Below are 20,346 nucleotides of genomic sequence, written 5' to 3' on the forward strand. Positions count from 1 at the left end.
GCCAACAGGTGAGTGACGAAGAGGGTCCGTCCGTCGAGAAGACGAACAGCGAGGACTCGTCCCTCCCGGAACAGGAACTCGAGTCGGTCGGGGAACCTCAGTCGGTCGAGGAACCTCAGGCGGTCGAAGAGACCGAGTCGGTCGAGGAACCCAAGACCCCTGAGGAGACCGAGGCGGTTGTCGAGGCTGAATCAGTAGAACCTGAACCAGCCGAAGCACCAAGGCCTGTCGACGAAGAAGCAATCGATTCCACAGAAGCGACAGTCGACGAAGCAGTAGACGAGCCGACAATCGTCGAGCCCACAATCGTCGAACCGGCCATCGACGAATCGGCAAACGAGGTCACCACCGTCATCCCAGTCGTCCCAGCGGAGGACGCACCGCCGACGGAAGTAGTCGACTCGGCTCCGGCGACAGAAACCATCGACGAGCAGACAGAGCAGTTCGAGCCCCCGGCAGTGGTGGTTCCCCCGAAGCCGCCGCGTCCCGAGTTCGTGCAGCAGTACGACACCCAGCAATTCGAACCCATCCAGCAGCAGTACGAGCCTGTTGTCCGCGGACCAGAGGCAGTTGCACCACCAGCACCGCAACAACAGCCAGAAGCGCCCGCTCCGGCTTCTTCCCGTAAGTGGGTCAAACCAGCGATAGCACTCGGCGCCATCTTTGCCGTCGCAGTGATTGCCTACGGAGTGGACATCTTCACGTCGTCGGGGAAGACACCACGCGGCACCCAGGTCGCCGGGGTGGACATCGGTGATCTCACGCCTGCCGACGCAGAGGCCACGCTGCGCGCCGAACTCGGCCCAAGGCTCGTCGAACCGGTAGCGGTACATGCCGGCGGCGTCGATTCCCAGATCGTTCCCGCATCTGCGGGTGTGGACGTCGACTGGTCGGCGACGCTCTCGGGCGTGAACGCTCAGCCGATCAATCCGATCACCCGCATCACGTCGTTCTTCGGCTCCCGCGAGGTGCCCGTGGTGTCGACGGTCGACCAGGGTGCGTTGGATGCCTCGATGTCGCAGCTTGCGGCGAACAGCGATCGTGCGCCCGTCGAAGGCGCAGTCGTGTTCGAGAGTGGGAAGGCGACGGGTGTTTCACCTGCCGCCGGCCAGGCTCTCGAAACGCAGCAGGCGGGCGCAACGTTCGCCGCGGAGTGGTCTGACGGTGGCGTCGTCGATCTTCCGGTCGACGAGGTGCCGGTGACGGTCACTCAGGCCGGTGTCGATCGCGCACTGCAGGAGATTGCCATTCCGGCTGCCTCGGGTGATGTCGTGGTCAACGGCCGTGACGGCAAGGTTGCGACGCTCGGCGTCGACCAGATCGGTGAGGTTCTGACCTTCACCCCTGACGGCTCGGGTGGGCTGACTCCGCAGTACAACACCGATGCTGCGATCAAGATTCTGACTCCGCAGTTGGTATCGACTGAAGTACAACCCAAGGACGCGTCGTTCACCTTCGCCGGTGGTAAGCCGTCGGTTGTGCCGGGTGTTGTCGGTGATCTGATCAACTGGCCGGACACGGTCAAGGAACTTCCGGTTCTGCTGGGCAGCACGGCTTCTCGGGCAACGCCCGCCGTGTACGGACCGGTCCCGCCGGCGTTGACCACCGAAGCCGCGGATGCCCTCGGCATCAACGAGGTGATCGGCGAATTCACCACCGGTGGTTTCGAATACGCGTCTGGTGTGAATATCGGCCTGGCCGCATCGGAGATCGACGGGGCCGTGATCAAGCCAGGGGATACGTTCTCGCTCAACGAGTACACGGGTCCGCGCGGTGCGGCTCAGGGATACGTCGAGTCGGGGATCATCAACAATGGTCGCCCGGACAAGGCTGTCGGCGGCGGTATCAGCCAGCTCGCGACGACGCTCTACAACGCGACGTATTTCGCAGGCATGGACGACGTCGCGCACACCGAGCACAGTTACTACATCTCGCGGTACCCCGAAGCGCGTGAGGCGACCATCTTCGATGGTGCGATCGACTTGCAGTTCCGTAATCCGGCGAAGACCGGCGTGATGATCGAGACGATTGCGACGTCGTCGAACATCACCGTTCGGATCTGGGGAACCAAAACCGTCGATGTCGCTTCGACGACCGGCCCGCGTACGTCGCCGACGTCGCCGAACACCGTGACGTTGCCGGAGGGGCCTGGTTGTGTCGCTTCGAGCGGTGCGCCCGGATTCACGGTCAGCGACACCCGCGTGATCACCGACCACGCGAGTGGCGCCGAGATTTCCTCGAACACCCGGACCGTCAAGTACGACCCGGTGCCGATCGTGAAGTGCGAGTAGGGAACTACTTGCCGACGAGTGGGCCGAGGGTGCGGCCCGCGAGGTCGACGATGCCTGGCTCTTCGCCGTTGGTGATCAGGTTGATCACGACGCCGTCGATGCCGTGGTCGAGGATGCGCGTCTGAACCTGCTCGGCGACGTCGTCCGGGCTGCCGACGAAATGGCGTTCGGTGGCCTTGGCGACCACGTCTTGCGGCGCCGTGGTGATGTCGAGTCCACGCTCCGCGAGAAATGTTCGCTGATGCGCGCGAGCCTTGTCGCCGTCCTCGTCGATCATCATGAACGTGAGGAAGCTGGTCTCGAGGGTTGCGGGATCGCGACCGGCTTCGTCGCAGCGTGCCGCAAGTGCTTCCATCTTGCGCGGCAGTTCCGAGGGGTCGCAGATGATGTTGAGGTGATCCGCGAAGCGAGCGGCGAGGCCGAACGTCTTCTTCTCACCGCCACCGCCGAGCAGGATCGGCAGGTCGTCGCGGACTCGAGGCTCGTTGATGGCGTCCTTGACGTGGTACCACTTGCCGTCGAAGGTGGGGCGCTCACCGCGGAGCATCGGCGCGATGATCTGCAGTGCTTCGTCGAGCTTCTGGAAGCGCTCGGTGAACGTTCCGAACTCGTATCCGAACGAATTGTGTTCGAGTTCGAACCAACCGGCGCCGATGCCCAGGATGGCCCGACCGCCGCTCACCACGTCGAGGGTGGTGACGGTCTTGGCGAGCATGGGCGGATTGCGGTAGGTGTTTCCCGTGACCAGTGCAGACAACTGGATGGTCTCGGTGGCCGTCGCCAGCGCGGAGAGCGCGGAGTAGGCCTCGAGCATCGGGGCGTCCGGCGCTCCGATTCCGGGGAGTTGGTAGAAGTGATCCATCACGAATGCAGTGTCGAAGCCTGCGGCTTCGGCTTCGCGGGCCTGCGCTATGACGGTGGGGAAGAGGTCCTTGACCGGACCGCCGTAGCTGAAGTTGGGCATCTGGTATCCGAGGCGAGTGCTCACCGTTTCGACGTTACTCGTGATCGGAGGCCCCGGCACGATTTTACCAACTCTATGGATTCCGTTGTGCTGGGCAGACTTCCGGAATTCAGAGAAGTTCTTCGGCCGCTTCGCGTCGCTTGGCGCGCTGCTGGTGAAGCTTGACTGCCGCGATTGCGACGCCGCCACCGACGATTCCGCCGACGAGAGCGCCGACCCACGTGGACGATTCTTCGTACGAATCGAATTTGAGGCGCGCCATGATGCCGACTGCGGCGACGAGGTACAGCGCGATGCTGATCACGACCCGGGGACGGTTGTAGTTGGACAACACGTAGACATCGACGTCGCGTCGAAGTGCATAGACAATCGTGACCACCGAGCCGAACAGCGCGACGATCAGCAGCGCGAGCGAGATCCACGCCCCTGTTCGGCCGGCGACCCAGGGCAGAATCGCCGAGCTGACGAAGACTGCCCAGAAGACACTCTGCAATCCCACCGCCGAGGCTTCGTTCCAGACGTCGCGCTGCCGCTCGTCCTTGTAGAAGTCGTCGTCCAGATCTCCGACGAACCGCATTGCCTTCATCATGGTGCTCATGCCGTCTCCTCTGGAATTTCTGCGGTGAGTGCCGATTCGGGTAAGGGGAAGAGCGCTTCGACGGTGGTCCCCAGTGCCAGTGCCAGGCGAAGTGCCAGGTAGACACTCGGTGCGTAGTCGCCGCGTTCGACGGAGACGATGCTCTGTCTGCTCACCTGACCTGCCGTGGCCAGTTGCGCCTGGGTGAGGCCGGCGAGGCGTCGGTGCTCCCGCACGTTGTTGTCGCCGGCCTTTCCAGTCATAGGAAAAGTAAAGAATACTTGTCACATGATGTCAAGTTTACTTGTCATATGAGAGGCTGACGAGCACGCGTGAACGATTTCTCGAGATCGCCCTGGCCAATCCAGTGGTCGCAACGATCATGGATCGGGCGCCGAAGCTGGGATTGCCGGAGTGGTACCTGACGGCGGGTGGGCTCTTCCAAACCGTCTGGAATCACATCGACGGCCGTGACCTCGGCGCCGGAATCAAGGACTACGACCTCTTCTATTTCGACGCCGGCGATCTGAGCTACGACGCGGAGGACCGTGTGATTCGTTCGGCGGCAGAACTGTTCGCCGATGTGGATGCCGATGTCGAAGTACGCAACGAAGCCCGCGTGCACCTGTGGTACGAGCAGCATTTCGGGATTCCCGGCGTTCCGTTCACCAGTTGCCGCGACGCTATCGACCACTTCGCTTCCACAACTTGCTGTTTCGGGATCACCAAGGCCGCGGGCGGCACTGTGGACGTGTATGCCCCGCATGGATACGACGATCTTTTCGACATGATCGTCCGCCCCAACCCGGTGCTGGCGCCGAGAGAGGTTTACGAGGCCAAGGCGGCACGTTGGCGCAGGGAATGGCCTGCGCTGACCGTGGAGCCTTGGCCGGAGACCCTGACCTAGACTTCGATCGGCGGATGCAGCCTGTCCATGGTCCATTGCCGATTTCGGCGTGCAGCAAGTGAACTGGCCCCGAGTGAGGCGACGAGAAGGCCGCCGAGGACGGCGATCGAGACCCACAGTCTCGAGTCGATACCGCCGACGGTGAGTTGTCGTAGCCCGTTCACCGCGTAGGTCATCGGGTCGAAGGGGTGGATGATCTGGAACGGTTTCGCGGTGGTTTCGACGGGATAGATGCCGCCGGCCGAAACCAGTTGCAGCATCAGGAACGCCAGGGTGATGACGCGTCCGACGGATACTCCGAAGATGGCGTTGAATGCCTGGATCAACGCCATATACGTGGCAGTGATGAGCATCAGGAATCCGACGGTGCCGAGGGCGTGTGTGGGGTGCAGGCCGACGGCGAAGTGCACGACCAGGTACATCACGATCACCTGGCAGATGCCGATGAGCAATGCCGGCCAGTACGAGGCGAGGACCACTCGCAGCGCGCCGAGTCCGTTTGCGATGGGCCGGTTCTGGAGCGGCTTGAGCAGCATCCAGGTGATGATGCCGCCCACGAACAGCGCGAGGGGCAGGAAGAACGGAGCAAAACCGGTACCGAAGGTGCTTGCCCGGTTCTCGTAGGTCTCCTGTAGTTCGACCGGGCTGGAGAGGGTTTGAGCGGTTGCGGTTCGCTGCTGATCGGTCCAACTGGGAATCTGACCGGCGCCCTCGGTGAGTTTGGTCGCGAGTTCGGCAGACCCGGCACGGAGTTGCTCGGTGCCGTCGGCGAGTTTGGCTGCACCATCGGAGAGTTGGACGCTGCCGTCGGTGAGTTGAACCAGTCCACTGCTGAGGGTTTGCGCGCCGTCGTTGACTTGCTGACCGCCGTCACGCAGCTGCACCAGGCCGTTGCGGAGTTCACCGCCGCCGTTGGCCGCGGCATTCAGCCCGGCTCGGAAGGTGCTCGACGGATCGTCGAGTTGGTAAGCGAGTTGTTGTGCACCGCTCTTGAGTTCGCCAAGTTGGCCCATGGTCGCTTCACCGAAACCCTGAGTGCGCAGCATGTCCTGGGCAGGCGCGAGGGCATTGGCGATCTGTTGGCTGACAGGATCCGGGTTCAGCCGAAGGCTGGCCACCGCCTGCCCGACCAGCTGTGCGACGTCTGCCTGTGTGTTCCCGAGGACGCTCAGTTGGTCGACGACCTGGGTGACGCCACCACTGAGTTGGCTTGCGCCGTCGCCCAGTTGGACGGCTCCGAGATCGAGTTGCCCCAAACCGTCGGTCAGTGCGAGGACGCCGTCCGTGGCGGTATTGATGCCGGTCGAGAGTTGCGCTGTACCGCCGGCAAGAGTGGCTGCGCCGTCACGTGCGGTAACCATGTTGTCTGCCAGAGTTTTCGAGCCCGACGCCAATTCGCCGGCTCCGGCGTTGGCAGTGTTCACTCCGGCCGAGAGCTGGAGTGCTCCGTCGGCGGCCTGCTTCAAACCTGCACCCGCATCGGTCAATCCGACCAGAACCGTCTCGACGGACTGCGCGCCGATCTTGTCGCTGACTTGACTGAGAACCTGCTGGGCGGCATTTTGGCCGATGATGGTGCCGAGGTAGTTGTTGACGTCGTTGAAGGTGAACTGCAACTGAGCTTTGTGGGGGTCCTTGGACGTCGGGGAGGCAACGGCCTCGCTGAAATTCTCGGGCAGAGTGAGAGAGAAGTAGTACGTCCCGTCCGAGACTCCCTGTTCGGCTTCCTGCTGTGAGACCAGGTGGAGATCGAGCTCACCGGAATCGAGAAGTGCTTGGCTTACTTCGTCGCCAGCCTTGAGCTCTTGACCCTGCACCATTGCACCGCGGTCGGTGTTGACCAGTGCGACGGGGACCTTGTTGACCTCACCGAACGGATTCCAGAAGGCCCACAGGTACATTGCGCCGTACAGCAGTGGCATCAAGATGATGGTGACGAGTGCGATCCTGGGCATCGCGCCGCGGGAGAACCGCTTGAGTTCGGTTCCGAGAGACATTCCAGCGAGCATCGCGGTTACCTCGCCCCTTCTTGGTCGGGATTGGTGACTTCTTGGAGCAGGGCGACGGCATCGATGGGTGACCCGTCGGGCAGCGGGTTGACGGTCGACGCGATGATGGTCTGGTAGCTCCCCATCTCGACGAGTCGCTCGACGAGGTACGCGCGTTCGGAGTCGCGCCGCACCTGTTCGAGATCGTCGACGACGAGCAGGGCCGGCTTCTTCGTGTTCGCGACGGCGATACGCAGCAGGGTCGCCTCGAGTTCCCCGAGATCGCTGACGTACCGGCCGAGCGCAGGTAACGGATGATCGCCGAAGACGGGAGCGCACACCGCTTCGAGTTCGCGGTCTCCGGCACGTCCGATGAGCTTGTACCAGGGCGCATCCCAGCGAATTTGTTCGGTGATCAGATCTCGGACGGTGACGGACTCGGCAAGCTCGTCGATGTCCTCGAACCCGGCGACCCCGGCGATCTCGAAGATCTCTCGGGGACGCGTTCGACCGAAGACGGACAGTGATCCGGAACTGGCTTTCATTCGTCCGCTGAGTGTCAGAAGTAAGGACGTACGTCCTGAACCGGCGGAGCCTTCGAGGATGGTCACACCGCCCGCACGAATCTCGAGATTGACGGGTCCGAACACCGGCCCCCATGGGCCGTCGAGCGCCAAGTCCGTGGCGGTCAATGCCAGTTCAGGGGCGTAATCGAGTTGTGCGTGCTCTGGTGCGACCACGATGATCACCTGTCTGTTGATCTACTCGGCCTTCGAAAGAACCGAGTGCTGGTTCAGTGGACGTTCGTGCTCACCCAATCACATCGGTAGCGGGTGAGCGGTCCCACGAATGGGATGTGTCGGACACGATCGGTAACTTGGAGACCGAACGGTATGTATTCTGTTTGAAACGGACAGGGGGTGTCGAGGTGCCGGTTCGTAGACGCGGTATGTGCGCGTTACTGGTCATGGCCGCCCTGTCAGTTGTCTCCTGTGCCGGTGAGCGCGAGTCGCCCCCGTTCGTGTCGAGCGAGAGGCTTTTCGAGTTCACCGGTCGCAATGTCGGACCCGTGACCGTTCCGCCCTTGCCTTCCGATCGGTACGAGTCCGAAGCAGCGCCATACGGAGCCATCACCCTGTCCGGTGGGTGGAGCGGCGCAGCCAATGTCTCGCTGCCCGGATCCGTCACGTGTTTCGAGCACAACTGGGCGGATTCGCTGCCCGCCGGTCACCGCCAGTGGGCCTACGAGGTGCACACGAGTTCCTTCTACGAGTACGACGGCGGCGGCGAATATCCGGGGCGTGATTTCCAGTTGCAGGTCTACGTGAACGAAAACCCGGAACCAGGTCAGTCCGGGGCGACGATGATGTTCTCGGATCAGAGCGGACAGTTCGTGTCTTTCGGCGGCGGCGTCGACAATTCCATCGAAATAGTCAGTTCTCCGGACCGCAGGCGCGTGGCGCTTTCCCTGGTAGGAACGGCGGCACGGCCCGGCGAACAACCGACGACGTCCGTACTGTCCGCACAGATCAGTTGCCCGACCGTCGAGCGCAGATGACCACAGATTGCATTGACTGCCGAGCATGAAAATGCCGGTCCCGAAACATTCTCGGGACCGGCACTTTTCATGAATCAGGAACGAATCAGAATGCTGCTTCGTCGATCTCCATGATGTCGTTCTCGGTGTTCGCGATGATCTCGCGTGAAGCGGTGAGCTCGGGCAGGACGTTCTTGGTGAAGAAGGACGCGATGGCGACCTTGCCCTCGTAGAAGCCCTTGTCCTTGTCGGAAGCGCCGTTGTCGAGTGCCGCGAGAGCGATCTCGGACTGGCGGAGGAGCTGCCAGCCGATGAGCAGGTCGCCGACGGACATCAGGAAGCGGACGGAACCGAGGCCGACCTTGTACAGCTCGGTGGGCTGCTCCTGAGCTCCCATGAGGAAGCCGGTGAGCGTGGCAGCCATGGCCTGGACGTCTTCGAGTGCGGTGGCGAGCAGTGCGCGCTCCGCCTTCAGGCGACCGTTGCCGGCTTCGCTGTCGATGAAGGTCTTGATCTGTCCGGCAACGTGAGCGAGCGCGACGCCGCGGTCACGAGCGATCTTGCGGAAGAAGAAGTCCTGAGCCTGGATGGCCGTGGTGCCTTCGTACAGCGAGTCGATCTTGGAATCGCGGATGTACTGCTCGATCGGGTAGTCCTGCAGGAAGCCGGAGCCACCGAGGGTCTGCAGGCTGTCCGTCAGGTACTGGTACGCACGCTCGGAGCCGACGCCCTTGACGATCGGGAGCAGCAGGTCGTTGACGCGGAACGCGGTGTCCTTGTCTGCGCCCGAGACGAGCTGGGCGACAACCTCGTCCTGGTGTGCTGCGGTGTAGAGGTACACCGCGCGCAGGCCTTCGGCGTATGCCTTCTGCATTGCCAGGCTGCGACGCACGTCGGGGTGGTGCGTGATGGTCACGCGCGGCGCTGCCTTGTTGGTCATCTGGGTCAGGTCAGCACCCTGAACGCGCTGCTTGGCGTAATCGAGAGCGTTGAGGTAACCGGTGGAGAGGGTGGCGATTGCCTTGGTGCCGACCATCATTCGAGCGTGCTCGATGACGTCGAACATCTGGGCGATGCCGTTGTGGACCTCGCCGACCAGCCAGCCCTGTGCGGGGATGCCGTGGCCACCGAAGGTGACCTCACATGTGGCGGAGACCTTCAGGCCCATCTTGTGCTCGACGTTGGTGACGAAGACGCCGTTACGCTCGCCGAACTCTTCGGTCTCGAAGTTGAAGTGCGTCTTCGGGACGAAGAACAGGCTCAGGCCCTTGGTGCCGGGTCCGGCGCCTTCGGGGCGAGCGAGAACGAGGTGGAAGATGTTCTCGAACAGGTCGTCCGAGTCGGCCGAGGTGATGAAGCGCTTGACGCCCTCGATGTGCCAGGAGCCGTCGTCCTGCTTGATCGCCTTGGTGCGTCCGGCACCGACGTCGGAGCCGGCGTCGGGCTCGGTGAGGACCATCGTGGCGCCCCATCCGCGTTCGACGATGGTGGCTGCCCACTTCTTCTGCTCTTCGGTGCCGTTGTTGAACAGCACGTCCGCGAAAGCGGGTCCGGCCTGGTACATGTGCGCCGCAGGCTGTGCGCCCAGGATCAGCTCACCGATGGCCCACACGACGGAGCGGGGAACCGGCACGCCGCCGACCTCTTCGCTCAGTCCCATGCGGTACCACTCGGCATCCCACAGAGCCTTGAACGACTTCTTGAAGGATTCCGGAAGTGCAACGGTGTGCGTCTCGGGATCGAAGACAGGGGGGTTGCGGTCCGCGTCGGCGAAAGATTCGCCAAGCGGTCCCTCGGCCAGGCGTGCGACCTCTGCCAGCATGTTGCGGACAGTGTCGGCATCCAGGTCGCCCCAAGCGCCTTCGCTCAGTGGCTTCTCCAGTCCGAGAACCTCGAAGAGGTTGAACTCCAGGTCCCGAACGTTGCTCTTGTAATGGCCCATGTCTTCTGCTTCTCCCAGTGAGGTGGTGCGGTCCAGCACTCCTAGTACCGCCCGAAGTTTATTACTCGTCGGTAACTTAATACATGTTACTAGCCGTTCTTTGCATTGCCAACACCGGATTTGCGTCCGATGACAAGTGCGTCGACCGCGATTCCCGTTTCGGTGTGTCTGTGCGGATTTCCGGCGATCTCGAACTCGAGCCTTCCTTCGAACTCCTGCATCAATTCTTCTGGTGTGTAAAGGATTTCGGGATCTTTCGGTCCACCGACGCCGTAGTCGATGTTGCTTCGGTCGTGACCCAAAATCATGAGGATTCCATCAGGTTTCAGAGAATTTATGGCACGGTTCACAACCAGGGTGCGTTGTGGTGCGGGCAGATGAAGGTAAAGAAGCAGGGCCAAGTCGTATCCCTGCCCGTTCCTTGATGCGTAATCCGCGACGGTGACGTCGCCGCATCGGTAGTCGAGCCGGTCGAGAACCGATCGGGGTGAGCGGGCCGCGATCGTGCGGGCTTTCTCGATCGCGACGGCCGAGTAGTCGATGCCGGTGACCTCCCAACCGCGGGTCGCGAGCCACAACGCGTTACGGCCCTCGCCGCACGCCAGGTCCAGTGCCTGGCCGTGGGGGAGGGCCGTCGCGTATTCCACCAGCAGTTCGTTGGGAGGAGCGCCCCAGACGAGCTCGGTTTCTTCGTACTTCTTGTCCCAGGCCGCCGCATCCATAGATGACGACGGTAGTGCCACTCAGTGGTTACGCACTCCGTCCATCGGGTTCTTGCGAAGGGCGGCGCGCGTCGGGACCGCGATGGAGACAAATCCCAGAACAGCGGTCACGGCGACGATGGAACCGTAGATCGCCGGTGAAATCGCCGGGATCGGCTGCCCGGACACCGCTACGGCGATGCCCATCAGAGGCGGCAGGGCGATCAGTGATCCGACCACGACGGCGATTCCCACCACCATCAACGACTCGATGCGCATCATCGCTCGGACCTGCCTCGTCCGCGAGCCCACCAGTTGAAGGAGCGCGAACTCGCGGGAACGCTCGGCAGTGGCGGCGACCAGGGTGTTCACGACGGCGACTGCGAGATAGCCGAGCAGGACGAGTACGGCGAGGATGCTGACCCACGACTGCATTCGACGCTGATCTTCGCCCGCGGCCCCGAACTGGTCCTGGTTCATCGCGGCGATCGAGGGGAACGAGCGCAACGAYTGCTGGACTTCGGCCGACCGTCCGGGTTCGGCAGCAACCAGAACGGTGTCGATCAGAGCGTCGGTGGAGTGCTGACGCAAAGTCTCGATCGGCATGGTCACGTCCCCGAATCCGAGGCCGCGACCATATTTTGCGACGACCATCGGATGCACCAGTGTGCCGTCCCCTAGATAGAGGTCGACGCGCTGACCTACCTTGGCTCCGAGTGTGAAGGCGCCGTCTTCGCTCACGGCAACGGTATCGCCGGTCAGAGCGCTCAGGTCGCCCTCGGTCACCGCGAGATCGAGGGTCGCGTCGGCGCTGGCGGCGTCGATGCCCTGGGCAGCGATCGCGCTGTCGGCTGAGCCGCCTTCCTCACCGCTGGGTACCGGCAGGACTTGACTGCGGACCACCGGGTTTGCCGCACTCACTCCGGGCACCGATGCGATCGAGTCGAGGAGCGAGGGAGCGATGCCGGCCGGCGCGCCGACGATCAGGTCGGCGGTGACGCCCTTGATCGACTGGTTGGTCGCCTCGGCGGCGACGGTGCTCTGGCGGAAGAACTGCACCGAGCCCAGTGCGATTGCGAGAGCCAAGGGAACAACCGCCGACGAGAGCCGTCTCGAATTGGATTCGGCGTTGGCGGCAGCGAGAACTTTGGACGCCGACCCACTACGGCGCAGTGGACCGCCGATCACCTTGATGATGCCGCGCACCAACAAGGGGCCGAGCAGCGCGACCGAGAAGATCAACAACAGTGCACTCGAACCGGCTCCAGCGGCTGCCACGCTGCCGGGCAGGAAAGCGGGGAGGATGCACGCGCTGAGACCGGCGGCACCGAAGATCAGCCCGGTGACGATGCGTCCGCGGCTCAGTTTCGCCGGGCCGCTTTCGGATTCGCGAAGCGCTTCGACGGGGTCGAGCTTCGCCGGTCGTCGTGCCGCGATCGCCGCTGCCGCGCGGGCAGTGAGTACGCAGATCAGGAATGCCGCGATCGCCGGAAGCGGGCTGTACGCCAACGCGAAATCGGTGGGCATGACCCCGGCGTCGGCAAACTGTGCACCCAGGAATCGGGCGAGCAGGTATCCGGGCACCGCGCCGAGAGCCGCCGCAGCCGCCGCGACGAGCAGCACTTCACGCCCGATCATGACGTGGACTTGTCGCGTGGTGGCCCCGATTGCCCGCAGCAGAGCGAACTCTCGGYGTCTGGCGTTGATCGAGAGCGACAGCGTGCTGGAAACTACGAACATACTGACCATCAACGCGAGACCGGCAAACGATGCGCAGAGCACGATCAACTGGGTCCGCGCAGCACCGGCGTCGAGGAATTCGATGCCTCCGCGCGCAGTGCCGGTCGAGACCTCCGCGCCGGTTCCGGCGAGTGCATCGCGGGCGAGAGCGGCAGCATCCACGCCTTCGGGAGCGATCAATCCGACTGCGGTGACAGCGTTCTGGTGCGGCCACAACCGTTCGGCCTCTGCGTCGTCGAGGAAGACGAGTGCCGGACGGTCGGGTGACGGCACCGAAGCCGAATCAGCTGTGCCGACGACGGTGTACTCGTCCGCTATCGCGCCGTGAGCCAGCGTGATTCGCTCGCCGAGCGCGGCGCCCGTGGTCGAGACCACCTCGTCTCGGCTCTGCGGAGCGCGACCATCGGTCAGCGAATACGGCGCCAATTGTGCTGTTTTCCAAGGATGTGCGTCGAGTACGACGCCCTCGGCGGTGCTGACGGGGACGGAGATGTCGGGAATCACCGTGACATCGAGGGCATCGAGCTTGCGGACGGTATCGCCGTCGAGGAGAACTCGCTCGGCAAAAGGCTGATCGGCGTCTTCCTTGACCTCGAGCGCCTGTGGTGCACTCACGACGGCGTCGGCACCGGCGTAGAGATGGGGTGAGACTCCGCCTCGCACTCCCGATTCCAGCAGTACACCCAGACCGCAGGTGAGGAGCGCTGCGCAGAATACGGAGACGAACACGGCGACGAAACCGGAGCGATGCGCTTTCAGGTGCGCAAAGGTGTGCGCTTTCATCATCACCAGTCCCCGAGGTGTGTCATGCGCTCGGCGATCTGCTGCGGCGTCGGGCGGTCGATGTGCCCGACAAGTTTTCCGTCGGCGAGGAACAGCACACGATCGGCGTACGACGCGGCCACCGGGTCGTGCGTGACCATGACGATGGTCTGATCGAACTCGGCGGCTGTCCGGCGCAACAACTCCAGAACCTGCTTGGCGCTGCGGGAGTCGAGGGCGCCGGTCGGCTCGTCGGCAAAGAGTGCGTCGGGGTGAGTGACGAGGGCGCGCGCGATGGCGACGCGTTGCTGCTGACCGCCGGACAGTTCGGAGGGTTTGCGCTTGCGGTGCGATCCGAGTCCGACGGATTCGAGGACGAAGGTCAGGTACTGCTTGTCGGCTCGTCGTCCGGCGAGGAGTAGGGGGAGCGTGACGTTCTGCTCGACGTCGAGAGCGCCGAGCAGGTTGTAGGCCTGGAAGACGAAACCGATGTGATCGCGACGGAAGATGCTGCGGGCCTTCGGCTTCAGCTGTGAGATCTCGGTGTCGCCCAGCCACACCGATCCGCTGCTCGGTCGATCGAGCCCTGCGGCGCAGTGCAGGAAAGTGCTCTTGCCCGATCCGGACGGGCCCATCACGGCGGTGAAGGTGCTGCGCGGCAAGGTGAGGCTGATGTTGTCGAGGGCGGTCACGGCGCCGCGGCCGTTGCCGTAGATCTTGCTGACGCCTTCGAGTCGCACGGCGGATGTTCGGGCGGCCGTGGCACCAGGGGCCGGCGGGGCGAGGACCGAGTGTCGATTCTTCATGGGATGAACGCTATGGAGATTCGGCATTCGTCGACATCCAGCAGGGTCCCGAATCAATGGTGTAGCCAGCTGTAGTGGATCGCGGCATCAGGTGCGGCATGCTGGGGCAGTGAAGAAGAGAACCAGGGCTGCGGTGTACGTGCTCGTCGAGGGTGCGGCAGCCGTGGTCTCCCTGTTCTTGCTGATGGTCGGTCTCATTCTGCTGTCGCTCTCGATTCTGATCGTCGGCTGGTTGCTGTTGCCGTCGTACGTGCGGGTGCTCCGGTGGTGGGCGGGTCTGGCCCGCAAGAGAACGGCTGCGTACACCGGACGCCCTGTTCTGCAGCGATACCCACCGATGCCAAGCAATCCGACCTTCGGGGATTGGCGCCGGTTCCTCACCGATCAGTCGACCAGGCGCGACGCGGCCTGGCTGTCGATTCATGGTCTGGGGGCTTTCGTCGCGGCGATGCTGACCATTGCTCTGCCACTCGGTGCACTCAATTCGATTGCCGTCCCGCTGTACTGGCAGCAGATGCCCGCCGGTGAACCCGTCAACAATCCGTACCCCGTGACGTCGTGGTTGGGCGCTGCCGGAATGCCGTTGATCGGCATCCTGTACCTCCTGATCGCGTGGTGGTTGGTCCCCGCGATGGCGAAGTGGATCAGCTGGTCGACCACGACTTTGCTTGCGCCGGACACGCGTTCGGACCTCTCGAAGCGCGTCACCGCCCTGACGGCCAGCCGCGCTGCGGCGCTCGACGCACATTCGGCCGAACTCAAGCGCATCGAGCGGGATCTGCACGACGGCGCGCAGAACCGTCTGGTCGCGGTGGTGATGATGTTGGGGATGGCCGAGCGGTCGTTGCAGAACAATCCGGACCAGGCTCTGCCACAACTGCATCGGGCCCAGGATGCGGCCACCGAGGCGTTGAGCGAACTCCGGACGTTGGTGCACGACATCTACCCGCCGATCCTCGACGAGTTGGGTCTGGAGGGCGCGATCTCCGCGCTCGCCGGGCGCTCCGCCGTGCCCTGCGTACTCGAGATCGACGAACTCCGCCGTGCCCCGGCTGCCGTCGAGGCTGCTGCGTACTTCGTCGTCGCCGAGGCCTTGACCAACGTCGCAAAACACAGCGGAGCGCGCAGTGTCACCGTCACGGCACGGACGGAGGCGTCGGACGACTCGTTGGGTGAGACGATGCTCATCGACGTGATCGACGATGGTCAGGGCGGCGCGAACGAACGCCCGGGCGGCGGCGTGGCGGGTATCCGACGCCGGGTCGAGGCTTTCGAAGGAACCGCAGTATTGGAGAGCCCGGAGGGTGGACCGACAACGATGAGGGTGGAACTACCGTGCGGATTCTGATTGCCGAGGACGACGCTCTCCTGCGAGAGGGGCTGGCACTGCTGCTCCGCGGAGAGGGCTTCGAGGTGTCTGCCGTCTCCGACGCCGCACAGTTCCTCACGGTGTTCGAGGAGACCGCCCCCGACGCCGCGGTGCTCGACGTCCGGATGCCTCCTACTTTCACCAACGAGGGGCTTCGAGCGGCGATCGAGGTGCGCAAGCTTCGCCCGGGCTTTCCCGTCCTGGTCCTTTCCGCGTACGTCGAGGATCGCTACGCCGGTGAATTGTTGGCAGGAGGCGCCGGCGGGGTCGGGTACCTGCTCAAGGAACGGGTCGGCAAGGTAGCCGAGTTCGTCGACGCATTGAACCGGGTCGTCGACGGCGGAACCGTGATGGATCCCGAGGTCGTATCCCAACTGATGAGCCGTCGACGCGCCGACGATCCGATCAGATCACTGACCCCACGCGAGTCCGAGGTTCTCGGACTGATGGCGGAGGGGCTGGGAAATCAGGAAATCGCCAGGAAACTGGTCGTCAGCGACACTGCTGTGAGCAAGCACATAGGAAATATCTTCGCAAAACTCGGCCTGTCGGCTTCCGAAAGCGGGCATCGTCGTGTTTTGGCAGTTCTAGCTCATTTACGCGCCTGATCGTGGATCTGGACTACATACCTGACCGAAGCGTAATGTGAGCCAGCCTCATGTTGTTGCCGTGATCGAACGGTGACCTGAGAGGCAGGGGCTTATGTCCTGTACGTAACGTGTGATGTCGAATGCGCGTCATCACCAGAAACCAACGAGGAGATCGATCAATGGGTAAGCCGATTGCCAGTGTGGCCGGAGGTCGGCAGTCCGTCCTTCTCGGGCTCGGCGTTCACCGCCCGGAGCGAGTCGTGACCAACGACGAGATCTGCGAGCTGATCGATTCCACCGACGAGTGGATCCAGACGCGATCGGGTATCAAGTCGCGCCGGTTCTCCGGCGAGGGTGAAGGCATCCTCGCGATGTCGATCAGCGCGGCCCGTAAAGCACTGGACGTCAGCGGCATTGCTCCCGAGCAGATCGGCGCCGTGATCATCGCGACGTCGACGTGGGACCTGCAGACTCCTCAGGCTGCGTCCATCGTCGCCCACGAGCTCGGCATCAAGGGTCCGGCTGCATTCGACGTCGCGGCAGGCTGCGCCGGTTTCTGTACCGCCCTTGCCGTGGCCAGCGACCTCGTTCGCGGCGGCACGGTTGATCACGTACTCGTCGTCGGCGTCGAGTTGATGAGCGAGGCCACCGAGCCCACCGATCGCAGCGTTCGCTTCATCTTCGGTGACGGCGCAGGCGCAGTTGTCGTCGGCCCGAGCGATACCGTCGGAATCGGCCCGGTCGAGTGGGGTTCGGACGGCAGCCAGTCCGACGCCATCGTTCAGGAGCCGAGCTGGCTCGACTACACCAAGAACCCGACCGGACCTCGGCCGTGGATCAAGATGGCCGGTACCGCGGTGTTCCGCTGGGCTGCCTTCGAGATGGGCAAGGTCGCCACTCGCACCCTGGAGAAGTCGGGGCTGGGTATCGAGGACATCGACGCTTTTGTGCCGCACCAGGCAAACCAGCGCATCAACGAGGTCATCGCTCGCAGCATGAAGCTGCCCGAGGGCTTCCCCGTCTCCAACGACATCGCCGAGACGGGCAACACGTCCGCGGCCTCGATCCCGCTCGCCATGGAGCAGATGCTGCGCGACGGCCAGTGCAAGCCGGGCGACAAGGCATTGCTTCTCGCCTTCGGTGCGGGTCTGTCCTTCGCCGGCCAGGTTGTCGTCATGCCGCCGTTGGCTGGAGCGGAATCAGCCTGATCTTCTCTCGTGACGAGCGCCTCGAACCCCACGGTTCGGGGCGCTCTTCCGTTTCCGTCCAGATCGTCGTACCTCTGCGATGTGGCACTCTGGCGAGATGGTCGAGAGTATGGGGGAGTCCGAACGTACGGGTGTGACGGGCGGCAGCTTGGCGAAGATGGGCGGGCAAGTGGCGCTCGCCAGCACGGTCAGTCGGATCACCGGCTTCGTCCGCACCCTTGCCCTTGCCGCGGTCCTCGGCATCGCCCTGGTCAGTGATGCGTACAACGCGGCCAACAGCTTCCCGAACATGGTCTATCAGCTCCTCCTCGGCGGAATTCTCGCCAGCGTTCTGCTTCCGTATCTGACACGGCAGCGAAGTCGTGGGCGGACGCTCGAACGAGAGCAGACGCAGCGCGTTCTCACCGTCGGAGCGCTTGCTCTTGCGCTCGTGACGGTAGTGGCGGTGGTGTGCGCGCCGCCTCTGGTCTCGGCTGTGATCGATGATCCGGCTCAACGAGAGTTGACGACGCTCTTCGCGTACTTGCTTCTGCCGGAGATCTTCTTCTACGGCGTCACGGCGATGATGACGGCAGTACTCAGTGTTCGATCAGTGTTCGGCGCGCCGGCCTGGGCGCCGGTGATCAACAACGTCGTCCTTCTGGTGACGGTCGCGGTCTTCCTGTGCATCCCGGGGCCGGTTACTCTGACTCCCGAGTCGATGACCACCGCGCAGGTTCTGGTGATCGGTATCGGCACTCTGCTCGGGATCGTGGCGCAAACCGCCGTCGTTGCTCGAGCGCTGCACCGCAACGGGTTTCGGTGGCGCCTTCGCGTGCGGGTCGTACCGCACACCTGGCGCCCGGTGCGCGTCGGGGCGCCGTTGCTCGGTTGGGTACTTGTGTACGTCGTTGCCGGTCAGATCGGTGTGTGGGTGACGATGAAGGTCACTCTCTCCCGTCACGTCTACTCGATGTACACGCACGCGGATCTGCTGTTTCAAGTGGCGTACGGCATTCTCGGTGTGTCGTTGTTGACGGTGCTGATGCCGCGGATCGCCAGGTCGGTTGCTGCGGGTGACGACGTCGGCGTCGTATCCGATCTCGGCCGGGGAGCCCGGTATTCAGTGGTGGCGCTGATTCCGGTCACTGCGGCGCTCATGGTGTTCGGCCCCTCGTTGACCACCTTGATCTTCTTCGGTCGGGTCGACGGCAGCAGTGCCCGGTTGATCGGGACGGCCGTTGCGGTCAGTGCATTCGGGCTGGTGCCATTTGCGATGGTCATGCTTCAGCTTCGAGTGTTCTACGCCGACAACAACACCCGAACTCCCGCGGTGATCGCCATGGTGATGGTGATAGCCAAAACAGCGCTCGTTCTACTTGCGTCTCTGTCCGCGAGTGACGAAACGCTGGTCCTAGCCGTCTGTGCGGCGGGCTCGTTCTCCTACGTGTGCGGAGCGGCGCTCGGCCACATCCTGCTTCGAAAGCGATATGGGCTGTTGGGATTCCGTCGCGTACAGGCCACCGTCGGAAGGATTTCGGCGGCGGCAATTCTGGCAGGTTGTTGTGCGCTGGCTTTGGTGGTGGCGGTTCAGAACCGAGTTCCCGAGCCCAGGCTTGCTGCTGTTATTTCATTGTCGGCGGGTGCGGTCGTCGGTGCAGTCGTCCTGTTGGGCGCATGCAAGGTAGTCGGTGTTCCCGAGATTCGCCGGGCTCGGGCCCTACTGTTGTCCTGAGGACAAGAGCGGTACCAGCAGTTCGTCCGGAGTGAGGGCGCCGTGCTGTCCACGGAGGCCGGACAGTCCCGATTCGACAGATCGACGTACGACGGCCAAGTCCCCGGACGCAATGGCGATGACATCACCGATCCGGCCGTGATACTCGGAATGCACTGCAGGCCCGAACAATCCTGCGACTATGCCCTCGGATCTCGTCCCGATCCACATGCGGTCACCCAGTTCGGCGCGCCAGCGGTCCGCAACATCTTGTGCAGCGCCTTCTCGGGTGTGGATGTGACGACATCTAGGTTCACCGGCAAGGGCGAGTACATCTTTGGACAGAATCGGAGTGTTGTCGAAGTCGATCTTGTTCTCGTCCAACACGTCGACCATTCCGTGGTCTGCCGTCACCAGCAATCTCACGTCCGGACCGAGAGCGGCGGCGAGTTGCTCGACCAGTCGATCGACAAGCATCAGTTGGAAAATCCACGGCTCGGACTCGGGGCCGTAGACGTGGCCGAGTGCATCGATCTCGCTGATGTAGCAGTACGTGAACGTACGGTCGGCAGATTTCGACGCGGCCACGGTGCGAGCGAGGAGGTCTCCGTATGCCTGGATTCCGGCGAATTGGGCGCCGCGCATTCCCGCCCGGGTGAGGCCGCTGCCGTCGAATTTGGACGGAACGACGGTAGTGACGGTGATGCCGGCGGCCGCGGCACGATCGAAGGTCGTGGCCTGCGGCTGCAGGGTCTCCGGGACGATGGAGTCGGTCTGAGATTCCTTCTTGCCCGCGCTGTGCCAACCCAGCCAGTTGAACACCGAATCGGCTTCTTCGACGTAAGACTGGTAACCGGTGATTCCGTGCGCCCCCGAGGGCAGCCCGGTCCCCAACGAGACGATGCTGGTGGCCGTCGTCGTGGGGAATCCTGCCCGTATGGGCGTTCCGATCAGTGAGTTCAGGAATGGTGCGTGTTCGGCGTTGCGGGCGAGCAAGTTCGCGCCCATCCCGTCTACCAGCAGAATTACAGTCTTCTGGCTGGGCTGTAGATCGAGACGGTTCGCTTCGCCGCTCACTCCGAGAGAAGCGAGTACCGACGGCGCAAGCGTCGACAGAGTCGGCTGCGAGTACACATCGAGGAGAGGGGCGGGGGCGGGCATCCCATGAGATTAGGCGTTGGACGCAGAAAACTGCATACCTTCTGGGCGAGTGTTCAAATCCGTGCGGTCAAATCGGGACTTTCCAGATGATCAGCGCGCAGAGACCGCGG

Annotated in this window: 17 protein-coding genes; 7 read left to right on the forward strand and 10 right to left on the reverse strand. The window is 63.4% G+C overall.

Annotation, left to right across the window (positions count from 1 at the left end):
• Window positions 1-8: 8 nt before the first annotated feature.
• Complete coding sequence (locus AC1DWA_RS27810; RefSeq protein ID WP_060938368.1) at window positions 9-2,291, forward strand: VanW family protein; 2,283 nt, start codon at window positions 9-11, stop codon at window positions 2,289-2,291.
• A gap of 4 nt (window positions 2,292-2,295) precedes the next feature.
• On the opposite strand, the gene AC1DWA_RS27815 is transcribed toward AC1DWA_RS27810, so the two are convergent.
• The 3 genes from AC1DWA_RS27815 to AC1DWA_RS27825 form a co-directional block, all read right to left on the reverse strand.
• Window positions 2,296-3,279, reverse strand: coding sequence for an LLM class F420-dependent oxidoreductase (locus tag AC1DWA_RS27815; RefSeq protein ID WP_030534635.1), 984 nt, complete (start codon window positions 3,277-3,279; stop codon window positions 2,296-2,298).
• Between the two features lie 85 nt (window positions 3,280-3,364).
• Window positions 3,365-3,853 (reverse strand): hypothetical protein, encoded by a 489-nt coding sequence (locus AC1DWA_RS27820; protein ID WP_019747143.1) that lies wholly within the window; start codon window positions 3,851-3,853, stop codon window positions 3,365-3,367.
• Window positions 3,850-4,095, reverse strand: coding sequence for a helix-turn-helix transcriptional regulator (locus AC1DWA_RS27825; RefSeq protein WP_019747144.1), 246 nt, complete (start codon window positions 4,093-4,095; stop codon window positions 3,850-3,852). Before AC1DWA_RS27825 ends, AC1DWA_RS27820 begins: the two co-directional genes overlap by 4 nt.
• Before the next feature lie 119 nt (window positions 4,096-4,214).
• Here AC1DWA_RS27825 and AC1DWA_RS27830 point away from each other — a divergent pair, with 119 nt between their 5' ends.
• A complete protein-coding gene (locus AC1DWA_RS27830) occupies window positions 4,215-4,739 on the forward strand; it encodes a nucleotidyltransferase family protein (RefSeq protein ID WP_477846421.1) in 525 nt (174 codons plus the stop codon).
• Here AC1DWA_RS27830 and AC1DWA_RS27835 read toward each other — a convergent pair.
• On the reverse strand, window positions 4,736-6,748 hold the full coding sequence (locus AC1DWA_RS27835) for a YhgE/Pip domain-containing protein (RefSeq protein ID WP_019747146.1): 2,013 nt from the start codon (window positions 6,746-6,748) through the stop codon (window positions 4,736-4,738). The genes AC1DWA_RS27830 and AC1DWA_RS27835 overlap by 4 nt on opposite strands.
• Before the next feature lie 5 nt (window positions 6,749-6,753).
• Window positions 6,754-7,476: an ATP-binding cassette domain-containing protein gene (locus AC1DWA_RS27840; RefSeq protein WP_019747147.1), complete on the reverse strand. Its 723-nt coding sequence runs from the start codon at window positions 7,474-7,476 to the stop codon at window positions 6,754-6,756.
• A gap of 179 nt (window positions 7,477-7,655) precedes the next feature.
• Here AC1DWA_RS27840 and AC1DWA_RS27845 point away from each other — a divergent pair, with 179 nt between their 5' ends.
• Window positions 7,656-8,285: a hypothetical protein gene (locus AC1DWA_RS27845; protein ID WP_477846290.1), complete on the forward strand. Its 630-nt coding sequence runs from the start codon at window positions 7,656-7,658 to the stop codon at window positions 8,283-8,285.
• An 85-nt stretch (window positions 8,286-8,370) separates the two neighbouring features.
• Here AC1DWA_RS27845 and AC1DWA_RS27850 read toward each other — a convergent pair whose 3' ends face one another.
• The 4 genes from AC1DWA_RS27850 to AC1DWA_RS27865 form a co-directional block, all read right to left on the reverse strand.
• On the reverse strand, window positions 8,371-10,206 hold the full coding sequence (locus AC1DWA_RS27850; protein WP_020906438.1) for an acyl-CoA dehydrogenase: 1,836 nt from the start codon (window positions 10,204-10,206) through the stop codon (window positions 8,371-8,373).
• Window positions 10,207-10,295: 89 nt separating this feature from the next.
• The gene (locus AC1DWA_RS27855; protein WP_020968606.1) at window positions 10,296-10,928 is read right to left on the reverse strand and encodes a class I SAM-dependent methyltransferase; all 633 of its coding nucleotides are present in this window, start codon (window positions 10,926-10,928) and stop codon (window positions 10,296-10,298) included.
• A gap of 21 nt (window positions 10,929-10,949) precedes the next feature.
• Complete coding sequence (locus AC1DWA_RS27860; RefSeq protein ID WP_477917343.1) at window positions 10,950-13,433, reverse strand: FtsX-like permease family protein; 2,484 nt, start codon at window positions 13,431-13,433, stop codon at window positions 10,950-10,952.
• Window positions 13,433-14,215 (reverse strand): ABC transporter ATP-binding protein, encoded by a 783-nt coding sequence (locus tag AC1DWA_RS27865; protein ID WP_019747152.1) that lies wholly within the window; start codon window positions 14,213-14,215, stop codon window positions 13,433-13,435. The genes AC1DWA_RS27860 and AC1DWA_RS27865 overlap by 1 nt, the downstream gene beginning before the upstream one ends.
• A 109-nt stretch (window positions 14,216-14,324) precedes the next feature.
• On the opposite strand from AC1DWA_RS27865, the gene AC1DWA_RS27870 reads away from it, so the two are divergent.
• The 4 genes from AC1DWA_RS27870 (at window position 14,325) to murJ (ending at window position 19,096) form a co-directional block, all read left to right on the forward strand.
• Entirely contained in the window at window positions 14,325-15,563 is a 1,239-nt protein-coding gene (locus tag AC1DWA_RS27870; protein ID WP_223257929.1) for a sensor histidine kinase, read from the forward strand.
• Window positions 15,551-16,192, forward strand: coding sequence for a response regulator transcription factor (locus AC1DWA_RS27875; RefSeq protein WP_003945784.1), 642 nt, complete (start codon window positions 15,551-15,553; stop codon window positions 16,190-16,192). Before AC1DWA_RS27870 ends, AC1DWA_RS27875 begins: the two co-directional genes overlap by 13 nt.
• 161 nt (window positions 16,193-16,353) lie before the next feature.
• The gene (locus AC1DWA_RS27880; RefSeq protein WP_003945837.1) at window positions 16,354-17,382 is read left to right on the forward strand and encodes a beta-ketoacyl-ACP synthase III; all 1,029 of its coding nucleotides are present in this window, start codon (window positions 16,354-16,356) and stop codon (window positions 17,380-17,382) included.
• 97 nt (window positions 17,383-17,479) lie between these two features.
• Window positions 17,480-19,096, forward strand: coding sequence for a murein biosynthesis integral membrane protein MurJ (gene murJ / locus AC1DWA_RS27885; protein ID WP_477846289.1), 1,617 nt, complete (start codon window positions 17,480-17,482; stop codon window positions 19,094-19,096).
• Here murJ and AC1DWA_RS27890 read toward each other — a convergent pair.
• Window positions 19,082-20,236, reverse strand: coding sequence for an alkaline phosphatase family protein (locus AC1DWA_RS27890; RefSeq protein ID WP_477846288.1), 1,155 nt, complete (start codon window positions 20,234-20,236; stop codon window positions 19,082-19,084). The two genes, murJ and AC1DWA_RS27890, sit on opposite strands and share 15 nt — an antisense overlap.
• Window positions 20,237-20,346: the final 110 nt, after the last annotated feature.

This window comes from Rhodococcus sp. P4_F3_2 (genome assembly GCF_056401335.1).